Consider the following 15,814-nt stretch of genomic DNA (forward strand, 5'->3'; position numbering starts at 1 on the left):
CGAAATCCTCATTCTAAAATGCAAGTTAGTGAACCTTGTAGTGCAGCGCACTTGCTCTTGTTTTACAGCGGTTCTACTAAAAAAGAGACAATATTATGTCAGAATTTAACCATTTTGTCTTTAGCGAAATACGCTGAAAGCCAATAAAAATAAGGGGTTGCAGGGTTTTATTCAGTTTGAATGCATAACTATTTTAGCCGTAGTGGGACGAACTCAGTTGTTAACGGCGATTGAATAAAACGATAAAGACTTGCTCCAAAGTATAGGGCATGCGGTTATTTTCGTTGCGATAAGTTGAACAATTAATCGGCGATTGTGGATTTAATCTGTGCTTAGTAGCTGTTGTATTAATTTTGTATGCTCAAGGCTGTTATTCATAAACTTAATGCCGAGTAAAAAATCGTTATGGGAAATGCGACGATTAACCACTAAACGGCAATGAAACGATAAGTCAGGGTGACCATCAAAACACAAATCAAAATGAACCGGGCGTTGCTCTTGTTGCAACAGATGATCGACAAGAGCTTTGTCTGCTGATATTTGAATACCAGACAAAGATAGGTTTCGGCTTGACGTTGTTAAGCGAATATCATCACCTAAAAGCATGACTTCTACGTCAATTTCAAGCTCTTTACGAGGATAAATGCGTCTATCTGAAAACATGTTTTTTTATTATTTTTATGTGTTTTTCTATAATTTACCGAATTTGACGACAGATGTCACTGATTTGTATAGAGATCAATACTTGTTAATGAAATTAGCCAGTAGTTGGTGGCCTTGTTCCGTCAGTATCGATTCGGGATGAAATTGAACGCCCATAATGGCTAAGGTGTTATGTTCTATTGCCATTATTTCATCAAAATTACCTTGCGCATCTTCGGTCCAGGCGGTAATCGACAAACATTCAGGCAGGCTGCCTTTATTGACTACCAATGAGTGATAACGGGTTACCTGCAATGGCAAATTTAAGTCGGCAAATAAATGACGTTGGTTATGTTGGATAAGGGATGTTTTACCATGCATAACCTGTTTTGCTTTTTCGACCACTCCGCCAAAATGTTGAGCGATACATTGATGCCCTAAGCAGACACCTAAAATAGGTATTTTACCGGCAAAAGTGGCAATGATCTGCAACGATAAGCCGGCCTTATCGGGGTCACATGGCCCGGGAGAGATGACAATTTTCTGCGGTTGCATGGCGCTAATATCATCAATGGTAATTTCATCATTACGGGCAACAACCACTTCTTCGTTTAAGTGCTGAAAATAGTGCACCAAATTGTAGGTAAACGAATCGTAGTTATCGATCATCAAGAGCATAATGAATTTTCGCTGAGGCTATAAAGGTCGCCATTATACCGTGTCGTTTTCGCTAAACAAATGCTAATGGCGTTTGCGTGCTTATGATTTCAACTTTGTCACCACGTTTTATCTCTCCCGCATTTAGTGGCACCAGATTTTGACCAAAATAGATTTGCTTATCGGCCGCCTTGCGATAACTCGCTAATGTGTTTAACGGCTCGCGTTGCGGATCTCTCGCTGCTGTGCTGGCATCTACTGTCGTAAATATGCAACGACTACACGGTTTAGCAAGGTCAAACAGCACCTCACCAATTTTAATTTGATGCCATTGGTCTTCGCTATAGGCTGGGCAATTATCGACGACAATATTGGGACGAAATTGAGCCATGGTTACGGCTTGGCTGGGACGTTGACTGAGGCGTTGATTTAGATCGTCTAACGATCCTTGAGATATCAATAATACTGGGTAACCGTCGGCATAGCTTAATTTGTTCGGGTAATCTTTGAGTGGTCTGTTTGATTGTGCGCCGAGAAAATATAAACGGCATGGCTGGCCAAGGTACTGACTAAACCACAGATTCGCCTGCTCCGATGTTTGTTGCCCGGCAATTTCATCTTGCCAAACCTGCACCGTATCATAGGCGGGTGTAAATTCATTTAATCGTAAATGCAGTGCCGGCATATTGGCAGCGGTAATGGTGATCACATCTTGCTCAATCCAACTTGACACTTTTACCAGCTTTGACTTGGTGCGTCCGGTAATAAACTTACCCTCGGTATCGGTAATGACAAAATGACGATCAAATATAAGTCCATGCTCGCTGACTGCTGAGGAGGTTAGTTCAATGCCGGCGGTAGACTTAATTGGATAGGTGTATAAATTGCTAATTGATGGCTGTGTCATGGCTAAACCTGTGTTAAAACAACGTTATTTTCTAACTAAAATCCGTTATACTGTGACATCTAGAATAACTTAATTTCATTCAAACCGTTAGGTGCACCCCCAAGCATGTCCCAAGTCGCTTTTGAGCAATCTTCTCCACGCATGGCGATATTGCTGCCGTTGCTCGCATCGATTGTCGCTATTACCCCGCTTGCTTTAGATTTGTATTTGCCTGGCATGTTAACCATCGCTAAGCATTTCAATACATCTATTGCCATTATTCAAAACTCATTAAGTGTGTATTTGGCTGGTTATGCGATGGGTCTATTGTTGTTTGGCCCTATGGTGGACAGTATTGGCCGACGTGGTTTGGCTTTGATCGGTTTATTTACCTTTAGCATCTGCTCTTTTTTATTGCCTTTGGTTGAAACTGCGCAGCAATTTAATATGTTGCGCTTCTTGCAAGCCTTTTGTGGCAGTGCTGCGACTGTTGTTGTGCCTGGAGTCATTCGTCAATTTTATGGTAAAGATACAGCCAAAGGCATGTCTTATGTCTCCATGATCATGATGTTGGCACCGCTCATTGCTCCGACCCTTGGCAGCCTAGTCATGTATTTCGTCAACTGGCAGGCAATGTTTTATTTTCTCTCTGGCTACGCTTTGCTTATATTTATCGGTAGTTATTTAAAGCTACCAGAAAGCAAAGCAAAAGAAACTGGCACCCGTAAAAATATCGATATCATCGGCAGCTACAAAATTGTCTTGGGCTCTAAAGAGGCACGTAAATACATTATTACCTCAATGCTGGTGTCGCTATCATTTTTTGCCTATCTCACGGCGATACCATTCGTCTATCTTGAGATCTACCAAACCAGTGAGTTTGTGTTTAGCTTCTTATTCGGTATTAATGTTGTGTCTTTGATGATGGCGCAGTTTTTTAATAGCCGCTATGTATCAAGGTTAGGTTCAGAACGCATTCTTGTTGTTGCCTTTTATCTAGGCGTCTGCGCGGCAAGTGTTTTGGTGCTGGTTAATATCCTACAGATGTCATTATTTTGGACTGTGATCTCTATCTTGCCGCTCATGGGGGCGATTTCATTGATCGCTGTTAATTCGGACTCACTTATTTTGATCGCCTTTGCTAATAATACTGGTACGGCGACTGCCGTCATTGGTACCTTAAGGTTTGGTATCGGCGCATTGGCGGGGCCAATATTAACATTCTTTCATAATGACACCGCGTTACCGTTTACTTTATTGATGTTTTCGGCCTTGATTTTAATAGGTATTTTTCAATGGCAAAACATCAGGAAAGGCCTTTAGGCCTCGTGTTTACTGCTGTTTTTAACTATTTTGTTAATATTTTGTTTAAAAACCTCCGTTTTGGCCTAATACTCCGCTGTAGGCCTTATGTTTCATATCTTTTACAAAAAAATCTTAAAATTTTTTTTTTCAATCCTAAACTGATTACGCCATGAAAATTAATGACTTACCGATCCCCGCGTTCTGTAAGTTACGAACTGCCTGTTAACGAGTGTATAAAAACTGTACAAGTGGTTTGACTATTTGTTAATCTTTGCCTTATTGTGTTGCTGACAATAAAAACAATAACAAATGCGCTAATAATGCTTGGTGCGTAGAGATTGAAAGGTCTCTATGCTTTTTTTTATCATTGAATAAGAGAAAGCGTACTCAACATTTTCAAATGAATTGTATAAGTAGTTAATTTGTTTTTAATTGGATGTCTACGATAACTTTCCTAGTTTGCAGGGTGTTCTTTATTTTTGGTGTTACGTCGCCGTTAGTTTTAACGGTATAAACATAAGAATAATAGACAAATAATGCGTTAGGTTTTGTGTTGTGGGCTCCTCCTTTGGAGTCTAAATGATTAATTTATTTTCGCGCTCTTTGCGCAGGCCTCGGTTCGTGACTAAAAGGCGAGGTTCTTCATCATTATCAGTGTCAAAGCTGATTTTTTCCTTAGTCGTTATAGGAAGTTCAACTCAGGTCGCAGTAGCGAAACCTGACAACAGTAGATTGGACGTTTTATTTAAGGCAAAAGCTGGCGTTAGTGACAAGCAAGTCAAAAAGCTGCTTAAGAAATTGCACGTTAAACAACTGAAAAAGTTCTCTAATATTAAAGCTGAGCTTATTTCAGTAGAACAACAAAACGCTGAAGAAATCGTTTATCAATTAAATCAAAGTGAATTAATTGATTACGCAGAACTTGATTTGCCTATTAAAAATAGCGAAATCACTGCCAACGATACTTATTACACTAATGCTTGGCATTTACCTAAAGTGAATATGCCAGACGCATGGAGTATCTCAAAGGGCGACAATATCGTCGTCGCTGTCCTCGACTCAGGTGTTGACTCAAGTCACCCAGATCTTGCCGCTAATATGATCAGTGGTCGTAATGTCGTGGATGATAATTCAAATACCTCTGATATCTTCGGTCACGGAACTAAGGTAGCCGGTGTTATTGCTGCTGCAAGTAACAACAGTCGTGGTGTTACGTCTATAGCCTGGGACGCACAAATTATGCCGGTACGTGTAAGTACCGCCAGTAATGGTGTCGCTTATACCAGTCATATTGTTGAAGGCCTTACTTGGGCTGCCGAAAATGGCGCAGATGTCGTTAACATCAGTTATGATGCCGCTGACAGCACGTCTTTAGCTGACGCGGCTAATTACCTACGCTCGAAAGGTGGTTTGGCGGTGGTTGCTGCGGGTAACAACGGCAAATTACGTGACTGGAAAGATAATGCTAATTTGATCGTTGTGTCAGGCACCGATAGTAGTGATAACAAGGCCTCTTGGTCTAATTATGGCGACTATATCGATATTGCCGCTCCAGGTAATGGCATCTACACCACCAACTTAAGTTCTGGCGGTTACGGAAAACACAGCGGCACGTCGTTTGCGACTCCTGTAGTTGCGGGCGCATTGGCATTATTAAAGTCATATGATACACGTGCTTCGGCTAGTCAAATCGAGTCTGCTTTATTTGCCGGTGCTGATGATTTAGTCCATTCAGGTAGCAAGTCTCAAGAATTTGGTCATGGTCGTCTAGACGTTTACGCATCGTTACAAAAACTTGGTGCAAATGGCCCTGCACCGGATCAAGAACCGCCTCAAGTAGATATCGTAAACGTAACTGACGGTCAGGAATTCGACCAGGATTATAAGGTTGTCGTATCGGCAACAGATAATGAAGAAGTTGCTTCAGTAATCTTATATGTCAATGGCGCATCTGTAGGTACAGATACAAGTGCACCGTATGAATTCATTATTGAGCAAGAAAAATATCAAGATAGCACCATTGATATTGAAGCCTTAGCGACTGATGCCTCAGATAACCAAGCAAGTTCAGATACCGTTCGCGCTCACGTCATCATTACAATGCCTACCGATAGTGACGGCGATGGTGTTCCTGATGATGAAGATGCGTTCCCTAATGATCCTGATGAAAGCAAAGATACCGATAGCGACGGTGTCGGTGATAATGCTGACGCGTTTCCAGAAGATCCAAATGAAACTAAAGACTCAGATGGTGACGGTGTCGGTGATAATGCTGACGCGTTTCCAAATGACCCGAAAGAACAACAAGATTCAGACGGTGATGGTGTAGGCGACAATGCTGATGCCTTTCCAAATGATGCAAAAGAAACAAAAGATACAGACGGCGATGGTGTAGGCGATAACGCTGATGCATTTCCTAATGACCCTAATGAGCAAAAAGATTCAGACGGTGATGGTATTGGTGACAATGCAGACCCATACCCAAACGATCCTAGTAAGCCTAGCGATCCAGATCCAACGCCTGAACCAGAGCCAACGCCTGAGCCAGAGCCAACGCCTGAGCCAGAGCCAACGCCTGAACCAGAGCCAACGCCTGAGCCAGAGCCAACGCCTGAGCCAGAGCCAACGCCTGAGCCAGAGCCAACGCCTGAGCCAGAGCCAACGCCTGAACCAGAGCCAACGCCTGAACCAGAGCCAACGCCTGAGCCAGAGCCAACGCCAGATCCGGGTAATGGTGGTGTTGTAATACCAACACCTAGCCCAGATAACGGTAACACCAATCCAGATAATGGTGGTGATAATACCAATCCGGACAAAGGTGGTGACAATAACGGTGCCGACAATACCGAGCCAACTGAGGGGACAGGTGGTGAAAATAGTCAACCAGATAATGGTGGCACAAACGATGACGACGGCCTACGAGAAATCGATGTAGGTGCAGGTAGTCTTTATTACTTACTAACATTATTAGCGCTATTCAGAGGACTAAAATGGCTACGAAAATAATAACTAAATTGCCTTTTACAATAACATTATTGTCGAGCTTGATTGCAGGCTCAGTATTAGCAAAAGACAAGCCTTTTGCTGAAGGGGAACTACTTATCGCACCTAAAGCAGGTGTTTCAGAAAAAGACTTTCAAGAAGTCATCGGCGGCAAAGGTGGCTCTGTTTATCGTAAATTAAAGCTACATAAACAACACATTGCCCGTGTTAAAGTTCCAAAAGGCCAAGAAAAGAAGCTGATGGCTGAATTAAGCGAAAATCAGCTAATCGATTTCGTTGAACCAAATTATTTGGTTGAAACGTCAGAAGTAACACCTAACGATAATTATTATTCAAACGGCTGGCATTTATCGACTTTAGGTATGAGCCATGTATGGGGGCATTCGACCGGTCAAGGCATAACCGTTGCGGTACTTGATTCAGGTGTTATGAATAATCATCAGGATTTATCTGGTCAGGTACTGAGTGGTTATAACACCGTTAATAATACCACCGATACATCACCGATTACCGATCATGGTACCAAGGTTGCTGGTGTTATTGCGGCATTAAGTAACAATTCTCAAGGTGTCACGTCAATTGCTTGGGACAGTAAAATTCTGCCGGTACGAGTGACTAACGCAAGCAATGGTGCCGCTTATACCAGTGATATTGCTGAAGGTCTTATCTGGGCCGCTGACAACGGTGCTGACATTGCTAACATCAGCTACCGTATGTCTGATAGCAGTAGTTTTCTTAACGCTGCGAAATATTTTTACGATAAAGGTGGTATTGTCAGTGTTTCGGCTGGTAATGATGGTAACCATCTAAGCTGCAGTGAAAACCCACACATGCTGAAAATTTCAGCTACCGATAAAAACGGTAATTTAGCGTCATGGTCAAATTATGGTAACTGTATTGATGTCGCAGCCCCTGGTGTAGGTATTTATACCACCAAGCTATCACACGGTTATGGTTCAGTTAGCGGAACATCGTTTGCCGCGCCAGTTGTATCTGGTGTAGCCGCGGTGTTAATGGCAAAGAACCCACATTGGAGCAACGCTGATATCGAAGAAGCTATCAAGCAAACCGCTGATAAGTCTTCAAACAGTGGTAATTTTGATCCTAAGTTTGGCTACGGAATCATTGATGCGCAAGCAGCGCTTGCGTATAACAGTTCGGGCTCGGGCTCTGGTGACCAAACGGCACCTGAGGTGAGTATCGTTACTCCGACTAAATGGCAAACGGTTAGCGGCATGGTCTCAGTTGAGGTTGAAGCATCAGATAACGAGTCAATGGCTAATGTTGAATTACGTGTAGGTAACGAAGTTATCGGCACAGACAGCACCGCACCGTACGAGTTTGTGTTTGATAGTACTGAATTTAACAATGGTAGCTGGCAATTAACAGCAACAGCCAAAGATTCTACTGGTAACGAAGCTCAATCACAGGTTGGCGTTAACATTAATAATGACGACTCTAATCCAGAGCCAACACCAGACCCAGATCCGGAACCAAATCCAGATGATAATGTCGCTCCAGAAGTGAGTTTTATTACCCCAGCTCGTTGGGAAAAAATCAGTGGTCATGTTCCAGTGAAAATCGCTGCAACGGACAATAATGATATTGCTAAAGTAGAACTTAAGATTGGTAAAGACGTTGTTGGTACCGATACCAGCGCGCCTTTTGAGATGTCTTTAAACAGCTACAACTATAAAAATGGTAGCTGGTATTTGACGGCAATCGCGACGGATACCGCAGGTAATACGTCAGAAGTTCAAGTTGGTGTGAATATTAACAATGATGGTTCTGAACCAGAGCCAGAGCCGGATCCAGATCCAGATCCAACACCAAACCCAGATGATAATATTGCCCCTGAAGTAAGCTTTATTACGCCGACTCGTTGGGAAAAAATCAGCGGTAATGTACCAGTAAATATTTCTGCGACAGACAACCAGTCGATTGCTAAAGTTGAATTTCGAATTGGCAATGAAGTGGTCGGTACAGATACCAGTGCGCCATATTCATTCACCTTGAATAGTAATGACTATAAAAATGGTAGTTGGTATTTAAAGGCAATAGCGACGGACAGCGCAGGCAATGAATCTGAAGTTCAAGTTGGCGTCAACATTAATAATGACGATTCTCAACCTGATCCAGATCCAACGCCAGATCCTGATCCAACACCAGATCCGGGTGGAGATGATAATATCGCGCCAGAAGTAAGCTTTATTACACCAACACGTTGGCAAAAAGTCAGTGGCACGATCACTGTCAAAGTTAACGCATCAGATAATGATTCAATGGAAGATGTCGAATTACGTATCGGTAAACACTATATTGGTACGGACACGAAAGCGCCGTATGAATTTGAAGTGGATACCAATGATTTTGTAAACGGCAGTTGGTACTTAAAGGCAACCGCAACGGATGCCTCTGGTAATGCAACTGAAGTGCAAATGGGTGTGAATATCAATAACTAATTCTTTGATTTAATACATCGGATATAAAAAAGCCCCACTTATGTGTGGGCTGATATGAAATTAAGGATCTGCATAGCGTAGATCCTTTTTTTATTCCTCTTTACAATCAATACCTTAGCTCTTAACAAGGAACAATAAAATCGTTCCGTGTCGATTGTATTTATTATTAATATCAGTAAGTTACGGAACATACTGTTGAGTTTCCTGCTTTGGGCGTGGCAAAATACGCTCTTCAATCCTACATTTCCACCAACGAAAGTGATTTAAACGCATATATTTCAACAAAAGTTTTTAACACTAAAGAATTAAAGACCTAAAGTTAACGTTACCGATAAATAAAATACATAATTTCAATGGGTTAATTAACTAAAGCCTGGGTTAAATCGTTCCATGTCAATGTATAAGGTAATATTTATCAATGAGTTAAAGGTGGATTTGCCAATTTTTCCTTAATCGCTAGTATGCAGGCAAGAGGTAATATGTCACGAATCGTCGTAACAGACAGTTTGACTTTTGACATTTAATCAGTAAATTAAATAAAAACACAGTGGAAGTTTACTTCTGCTTAGAGCGAGCTACGGACGGTTAAGCTACAACGTTTAAATGAATAAAGCCTTATATCTTCTAATAGTATTTTTAATGCCCATTCTAGCGTACCCGCTAGGATTAGAGCATTTTCAAGATATTTGGATTTGGTTGTATATTCCCTTCGCAATTATATATGGAGTGTTTATTTGGTTTCAGCCACATGAAGATATGATGAAGTGGGTGTTTATAACTCCAGCATTATTTCTTACGGTAATTCTTACTGTTATACCTAGTTGGGTGGGGCTAAGTGCTGGAATCCTTGAAGGGGTTCAGTTTTTCGTCATTGTCGCTATCGTTGCAGTGCCTGCTGCATTTGTGATGGGATTTGTATATGTAGGATTAGCTATTGTTCTATATGCGTTGTTTAGAAAGAAAAAATGGCTTCCTGCTAGTTCTTGAAGAAAACTATCAATAACCGCTAATGGCACAAAGCCGACACTCGCACTACCTTGAAATAGTCACTTTTATACCACAAAAAAACCATCTGCTTCTTAAACTTGCTAAGTGTTTACGTAAGTCTATGTAAATAATCAGTTTTTATGTTGACACGGAACGGTTTTGTGACTTTTTGTCATTTTTAAGTCATTGTTTCTAAATAAAAAAGAAAAAGGATCTAGCATTTCTAGATCCTTAATTTCATATCAGCCCAACTTATGTGGGGCCTTTTTTATTTATTTCGTTTTAATGCTGAGACTATAGTTTCGCTGCGATCTTTTTGCGAGATATCAAACCCAGTAAAGCAAGTGACATTATAACCAATGAGCTTGGCTCTGGCACTTCTGTAGGTGGTTCTTGACACTCAGATAGCTGTTGTACTGAATCGTTGTCACATAATGGCGCGCCACTCCAAATCGCAATATGCGAAATAGAATTGTTCTCAGGCCAGAAGTTTCTCATAACGATATCCATCATGCCGTCCCAACCGGTAATATCAAATAGATATCTAGCAGGGTCGCCGCTACCGCCTTTCACCTCGAAGAAACAACCATTGTCTTGGCAATTCGCTGCATCGCCACCATCAAACGACACGGTGCCGCCTTCAGGGTCTACAGCAGGATTGTATACCGTTGAATAGTAATCGGCATAGCTGCCTTCATCACTACCACCGACGTTGCTCTTATATAAAAGTTCATCAACTTTTACACCGAATAATTCATAAATATCTTCGGGTTTGTTACCACTATTGTCATCTGACGTGGCACAGAAACTAGATCCTGTTTCACAAGCAGCTGGGTCTAAAATTAACTCAGCATAAGCTTGGCTAGTGAAAGCCGTCAAAATAAACAAGGCCAGTAACCTTATTGTTTTCATAATTAACCTCTTTTCGGATTTATCTGTCTTTTAACAGCAAATATCAGACCAGAAATATAATTACCTTTAATATCAATGTATTAAGTCGTCATTTTCTATGTGCTCTTTTGTATCTGTAAAGAAAGCTGACAGTAGAAAAGTCGCTGAAAAACTTAGTTTTTTTAGCTGTAAATTAATTATGGTAGGTATTTATATAAAGCGCCAATAAAGTCGGTAAGTAAAAACTAGCCAACACCAAATCTGCAATATTTTACGGCGTTGACTAGAGTGTAGATTTTCAGAGGGATTAAAGCGAGAGCAGGTATTTAGTTGAACTAGCTATCAGCTTGTTGCTGGGTTTTAAGTTCGGCTTGTTGAACACGCCATTGTTGTAATTCGGCGTAATAACGATCCCATACACACGGGTTACAGGCACCACTTTCACAACATTCTCCATCTGCAGGAGGGTAAGGTTTCTCGACAATGTTTATTTCATTAGACATTTTATAACCGCTTTGTCTGTTTGTCATAGCTGATGTGTCTATAATAACCTGTCTATTAAACAGAAAAAACCCTGCTAAAGCAGGGTTTTTATCAATTTATCAAGAACAGAATTTGGGCTTATTCAATTTCAGCCAATTTCTTTTCAAGGTAATGGATATTCGCACCGCCGCGGCCAAAACCAGCGTCAGCCATAATATCTTCTTGTAGCGCGATATTGGTTTTAATGCCATCGATAACTAATTCATCTAGTGCATTTTTCATGCGGGCAATTGCCACTTCGCGGCTCTCACCGTAAGTGATCAGCTTACCAATCATAGAATCATAGTGAGGCGGCACAGAGTAATCAGTGTACACATGTGAATCCCAACGCACGCCCATACCACCTGGTGAATGGAAGCGAGTGATTTTACCCGGTGAAGGAATAAAAGTACGTGGGTCTTCGGCGTTAATACGACACTCAATAGCATGACCAGTTACTTTGATATCGTCTTGAGTAAGCGTAAGTTTCAGACCAGAGGCAACACGTAATTGCTCTTTGATCAAATCCACACCAGTAACCATTTCCGTTACTGGGTGTTCAACCTGAATACGGGTATTCATCTCAATAAAGTAGAATTCACCGTTTTCAAATAAAAACTCAAACGTACCGGCGCCGCGATAGCCAATTTCAACACAGGCGTTACAACAACGAGCACCAATTGCCGCACGAATTTCTTCTGTGATGCCTGGTGCAGGCGCTTCTTCAACGACTTTTTGATGACGACGTTGCATAGAACAATCACGCTCACCTAGGTGAATCGCACCGCCTTGTCCGTCAGCCATAACTTGAATTTCAACGTGACGTGGGTTCTCAAGGAATTTCTCCATGTAAACGACGTCATTGTTAAAGGCAGCACGTGCTTCTGCTTTGGTCAATTGAATAGACTCAAGCAAATCTGCTTCTTCGCGCACAACACGCATACCACGACCACCACCGCCACCAGAGGCTTTGATGATAACAGGGTAACCAATACGACGACCATGAGCTAAGTTAGCTTCTTCATCGTCGGTTAACGGGCCATCTGAACCAGGTACACAAGGAACACCAGCTTTTTTCATTGCTTCGATTGCTGAAACCTTGTCGCCCATTAAGCGAATAGCGTCAGCTTTTGGACCAATAAATGCGAAGCCTGAATCTTCAACTTGCTCGGCAAAATCAGCATTTTCTGCCAAAAAGCCGTAACCTGGGTGAATACCATCAGCGTCAGTTACTTCAGCAGCAGTGATGATACGTGGAATATCCAAGTAGCTCTCTGTGGCTGCAGGTTTACCGATACAAATGGTTTCATCTGCTAATAGAACATGTTTAAGGTTTCTATCAGCTGTTGAGTGAATAGCAACCGTTTTGATGTCTAGCTCTTTACAAGCGCGTAAAATACGCAGAGCAATTTCACCACGGTTGGCAATAACAACTTTTTTTAACATGGAATCAATCTTCCCTTGTTGTTTATTCGATTACGAATAGTGGCTGATCAAATTCAATAGTGTCTTCGTTTTCTGCAAGAATCTGTTTGATCACGCCAGACTTATCAGCTTCAATTTGGTTCATCATTTTCATTGCCTCAACGATACAAAGTGTATCGCCAGCATTTACATGTTGACCAACTTCAACAAAGTTTGCTGCATCAGGAGATGACGCTGCGTAAAAAGTACCAACCATTGGAGAACGCACAACGTGACCTGATAATGCGTCACTTGCTGCAGGTGCTTCAGCCGCTGGAGCAACTGGTGCAGCAGCAGGCGCTGCTACTGGAGCAGCCATCGGAGCTGCCATCGGAGCTGCTACCATAGTAGCGCCACGGCTGATGCGTACTGACTCTTCACCTTCAGCAATTTCCAGTTCACTGATACCTGAGTCTTCAACCAGCTCGATTAGTTTTTTGATTTTACGAATATCCATTGGTACACCTTTAATAATGTTTTTATCTAATTTTTATTCAAAGTTTGATGCGCGTATTGCAGTGCATAGTGATAACCCGATGCCCCCAATCCACATATAACCCCGTCAGCAATATCTGACAGGAATGAATGATGTCTGAATTCCTCGCGTGCATGAACATTGGATAAATGCACTTCAACAAACGGTATGTTGACGGATAACAAAGCGTCTCGCAGAGCCACACTCGTATGCGTAAATGCCGCTGGATTGATGATAATAAAGTCGACCTGATTAAAGGCGCTATGTATCGCATCTATCAATTCATGTTCAGCATTGCTTTGCGTGTGCAATAACTCAATATTTAAGTTGTCGGCACTGGCCTGCAATTGATTGACAATGTCAGTTAACGAGTGAGAACCGTATACTTCTGGCTCACGTTTACCCAACATATTTAAGTTGGGGCCATTTAACAGCAAAACTTTAAACTTTGTCGTCATTTGCAGAGAAATCCCTGTTATTTTTTGTTATTGGAAAATTCAGTCTATTTTATATACAAAAGTTTGCTTGATTTCTTAATGAATCGCAACTTTTTCCAAGATTGCGCACATTATAGTTATTTTCGAAGAAATTAGCAGCAAAATACTGGTCTAATCACTCAGTTGGGTCGCCGCAAAGAAAAAAGCTCTGCCAATAATTATCTGACAGAGCTTTAGCTTGAATGGTGCTTAAATTTAATTAAAAATTCGATTTATATGAGCGGCAAATTCATCCGCGCCCATAAATCCGGTTACTCTTTGTTGTGTTAATTCATTACCTTGTTTGTCAAAAAATAAAATAGAAGGTAAGCCAAACACGTCAAAATGCTCCATAATCTCGATGCTTGAATCGGTGCCGGTATCCGTCAAATCAATTTGAATCATGACCGTATTAGTTAGAGCTTGCTGTACATTGCTCTTGGGAAAGGTGTATTTTTCAAACTCTTTACAGGCGATACACCAATCAGCATAAAGGTCGACCATAACCGTCTGCCCTTCACTGTTAGCCATAGCAACTTGTTGGTTTAGCTCGTTCAGAGTAGATACTTTAATAAATTCTTTGTGCGCTGCTGCGGCATTATGTTGCGGCGTGAATATGGTTTGATAAGCCAAATTGGCACCAAAAAATAACATTACAAAAATTACCAGCGAACGCAGCCCAAACCAAAATCCTTTGGCGTCATTATTGGTGTTGGAATTGACCACGTAAAAATACGTCGCCGTGGCCAATAGTAATGCGGCCCATAACAGCTGACTTGCTATAACTGGCAAGAAGCGTTCTAACAAGAATACAGGTACGGCTAACAGCAAGAAACCGAAGATGTTTTTAATAACAGTCATCCAGTTACCTGCTTTAGGTAGCAATTTGCCGCCTGAACTACCGAGTACCAATAACGGTAAGCCCATACCTAAACTTAATGCATACAACGCGGATGCACCGACGATGACATCACCTGATTGTGCAATATAAATTAACGCGCCGGTTAACGGGGCCGTGGTACAAGGCGAGGCAACTAAACCTGAAATTGCGCCCATTGAAAACACCGATGACATGGCGCCGCCTTTTTGGCTATTGCTGAGCTCCGTCAGTTTATTTTGCCAAGACGCCGGTAGAGCCAAATTAAATACACCAAACATTGACAGTGCTAAGAAAATAAACAGTAAGCTCAGCACGATTAATACGATAGGGTGCTGAAAGGCGGCCTGAAATTGCGCACCAGCTAGCGCAACAACGACACCTAATATGGTGTAGGTGATGGCCATACCTTGTACGTATGAAAATGACAAACTAAACGCCCGACGTGTGGTTAATCCTTCACCTTGACCGACTATGATACCGGTCAATATCGGGTACATAGGAAACACACACGGCGTAAACGACAGCAATATACCTAAACCAAAAAAGGTTAATAACACCCAAAATAAGTTGTCCGAATCTAAGCTTGCTGCCAGTGTGTCTTGTTCACTTACTTGAGTGGTTAGGCTGTTATCGCTAAGTTTGGTCGACGTTAGTGGTTGAATGCCGCCACTGATACTATCGAGTACCGCGGCAGCAGGCTGCTCAGTATAGACATCGATGGGTACTTGTTTTTTGGTCGGTGGATAACACAAGCCTTTTTCAGCACAGCCTTGGTAGGTGATGCTAAGCTGTGCATCGCGACTAACCGAGGTTAAATCAATAGTGAATTTCAGTTGTTGGTAATAAACCTGTTGAACGCCGAAGTACTCGTCTTCATGTTCTTTACCTTGAGGCAAAGTAGGCATTGTAAACTCAGCATTGTCAGCGCTAAATTTAAATTTATCACGGTAAATATAGTAGCCTTCTGCGATAGAGAAATAGACTTCCAGCTTTTGCTCGTGCTGATTAAAGTCAAAGCGAAATGCTTCATCTACCGGTAGAAACTCTTGATCATTGGAAAGCAGATTATCGACTGCGGATGTATCAAATATTGAGTCTTGTCCCTTCACATTTGCGGAGGTGACAAGCAATAAAACAGATAATATTAAACTTATTAGGCGCATG

At 41.7% G+C, this 15,814-nt stretch carries 13 protein-coding genes; 4 read left to right on the forward strand and 9 right to left on the reverse strand.

Annotated features, from left to right (window positions below):
- Window positions 1-321 precede the first annotated feature (321 nt).
- From HII16_RS12470 to HII16_RS12480, 3 genes are all read right to left on the reverse strand, one after another.
- On the reverse strand, window positions 322-663 hold the full coding sequence (locus HII16_RS12470) for a PilZ domain-containing protein (RefSeq protein WP_169130545.1): 342 nt from the start codon (window positions 661-663) through the stop codon (window positions 322-324).
- A 75-nt stretch (window positions 664-738) separates the two neighbouring features.
- The gene (locus HII16_RS12475; protein WP_169130547.1) at window positions 739-1,320 is read right to left on the reverse strand and encodes an aminodeoxychorismate/anthranilate synthase component II; all 582 of its coding nucleotides are present in this window, start codon (window positions 1,318-1,320) and stop codon (window positions 739-741) included.
- Window positions 1,321-1,372: 52 nt separating this feature from the next.
- Complete coding sequence (locus HII16_RS12480; RefSeq protein WP_169130549.1) at window positions 1,373-2,206, reverse strand: MOSC N-terminal beta barrel domain-containing protein; 834 nt, start codon at window positions 2,204-2,206, stop codon at window positions 1,373-1,375.
- Between the two features lie 105 nt (window positions 2,207-2,311).
- Between HII16_RS12480 and HII16_RS12485 the strand changes: the two genes are divergently transcribed.
- From HII16_RS12485 to HII16_RS12500, 4 genes are all read left to right on the forward strand, one after another.
- Entirely contained in the window at window positions 2,312-3,508 is a 1,197-nt protein-coding gene (locus tag HII16_RS12485; RefSeq protein WP_169130551.1) for a multidrug effflux MFS transporter, read from the forward strand.
- 603 nt (window positions 3,509-4,111) lie between these two features.
- Window positions 4,112-6,496 (forward strand): S8 family serine peptidase, encoded by a 2,385-nt coding sequence (locus tag HII16_RS12490; protein ID WP_169130553.1) that lies wholly within the window; start codon window positions 4,112-4,114, stop codon window positions 6,494-6,496.
- A complete protein-coding gene (locus HII16_RS12495) occupies window positions 6,481-8,955 on the forward strand; it encodes an Ig-like domain-containing protein (protein WP_169130555.1) in 2,475 nt (824 codons plus the stop codon). Before HII16_RS12490 ends, HII16_RS12495 begins: the two co-directional genes overlap by 16 nt.
- A gap of 603 nt (window positions 8,956-9,558) precedes the next feature.
- On the forward strand, window positions 9,559-9,942 hold the full coding sequence (locus tag HII16_RS12500) for a hypothetical protein (protein ID WP_169130557.1): 384 nt from the start codon (window positions 9,559-9,561) through the stop codon (window positions 9,940-9,942).
- Between the two features lie 294 nt (window positions 9,943-10,236).
- Here the strand turns inward: HII16_RS12500 and HII16_RS12505 are convergent, their stop codons facing one another.
- The 6 genes from HII16_RS12505 to HII16_RS12530 form a co-directional block, all read right to left on the reverse strand.
- The gene (locus tag HII16_RS12505; RefSeq protein WP_169130559.1) at window positions 10,237-10,854 is read right to left on the reverse strand and encodes a PEP-CTERM sorting domain-containing protein; all 618 of its coding nucleotides are present in this window, start codon (window positions 10,852-10,854) and stop codon (window positions 10,237-10,239) included.
- A 314-nt stretch (window positions 10,855-11,168) separates the two neighbouring features.
- A complete protein-coding gene (locus HII16_RS12510; RefSeq protein WP_169130561.1) occupies window positions 11,169-11,336 on the reverse strand; it encodes an oxidoreductase-like domain-containing protein in 168 nt (55 codons plus the stop codon).
- Window positions 11,337-11,454: 118 nt separating this feature from the next.
- Window positions 11,455-12,801, reverse strand: coding sequence for an acetyl-CoA carboxylase biotin carboxylase subunit (accC, locus tag HII16_RS12515; RefSeq protein ID WP_169130563.1), 1,347 nt, complete (start codon window positions 12,799-12,801; stop codon window positions 11,455-11,457).
- Window positions 12,802-12,823: 22 nt separating this feature from the next.
- Window positions 12,824-13,276: an acetyl-CoA carboxylase biotin carboxyl carrier protein gene (accB, locus tag HII16_RS12520; RefSeq protein WP_169130565.1), complete on the reverse strand. Its 453-nt coding sequence runs from the start codon at window positions 13,274-13,276 to the stop codon at window positions 12,824-12,826.
- Window positions 13,277-13,302: 26 nt separating this feature from the next.
- Entirely contained in the window at window positions 13,303-13,752 is a 450-nt protein-coding gene (aroQ, locus tag HII16_RS12525) for a type II 3-dehydroquinate dehydratase (RefSeq protein ID WP_135438170.1), read from the reverse strand.
- A gap of 234 nt (window positions 13,753-13,986) precedes the next feature.
- Complete coding sequence (locus tag HII16_RS12530; protein ID WP_169130567.1) at window positions 13,987-15,813, reverse strand: protein-disulfide reductase DsbD; 1,827 nt, start codon at window positions 15,811-15,813, stop codon at window positions 13,987-13,989.
- Window position 15,814: the final 1 nt, after the last annotated feature.

The sequence above is a fragment of the Thalassotalea sp. Y01 genome, assembly GCF_012932945.1.
In the GTDB taxonomy this organism is placed as follows: domain Bacteria; phylum Pseudomonadota; class Gammaproteobacteria; order Enterobacterales; family Alteromonadaceae; genus Thalassotalea_A.

Excerpts from the sequence above, each read along its gene's own strand:
- HII16_RS12470 (WP_169130545.1), bottom strand. The coding sequence starts at position 663 with ATGTTTTCAGATAGACGCATTTATCCTCGTAAAGAGCTTGAAATTGAC.
- HII16_RS12475 (WP_169130547.1), bottom strand. The coding sequence starts at position 1,320 with ATGCTCTTGATGATCGATAACTACGATTCGTTTACCTACAATTTGGTG.
- HII16_RS12480 (WP_169130549.1), bottom strand. The coding sequence starts at position 2,206 with ATGACACAGCCATCAATTAGCAATTTATACACCTATCCAATTAAGTCT.
- HII16_RS12485 (WP_169130551.1), top strand. The coding sequence starts at position 2,312 with ATGTCCCAAGTCGCTTTTGAGCAATCTTCTCCACGCATGGCGATATTG.
- HII16_RS12495 (WP_169130555.1), top strand. The coding sequence starts at position 6,481 with ATGGCTACGAAAATAATAACTAAATTGCCTTTTACAATAACATTATTG.
- HII16_RS12500 (WP_169130557.1), top strand. The coding sequence starts at position 9,559 with ATGAATAAAGCCTTATATCTTCTAATAGTATTTTTAATGCCCATTCTA.
- HII16_RS12505 (WP_169130559.1), bottom strand. The coding sequence starts at position 10,854 with ATGAAAACAATAAGGTTACTGGCCTTGTTTATTTTGACGGCTTTCACT.
- HII16_RS12510 (WP_169130561.1), bottom strand. The coding sequence starts at position 11,336 with ATGTCTAATGAAATAAACATTGTCGAGAAACCTTACCCTCCTGCAGAT.
- accC (WP_169130563.1), bottom strand. The coding sequence starts at position 12,801 with ATGTTAAAAAAAGTTGTTATTGCCAACCGTGGTGAAATTGCTCTGCGT.
- accB (WP_169130565.1), bottom strand. The coding sequence starts at position 13,276 with ATGGATATTCGTAAAATCAAAAAACTAATCGAGCTGGTTGAAGACTCA.
- aroQ (WP_135438170.1), bottom strand. The coding sequence starts at position 13,752 with ATGACGACAAAGTTTAAAGTTTTGCTGTTAAATGGCCCCAACTTAAAT.
- HII16_RS12530 (WP_169130567.1), bottom strand. The coding sequence starts at position 15,813 with ATGCGCCTAATAAGTTTAATATTATCTGTTTTATTGCTTGTCACCTCC.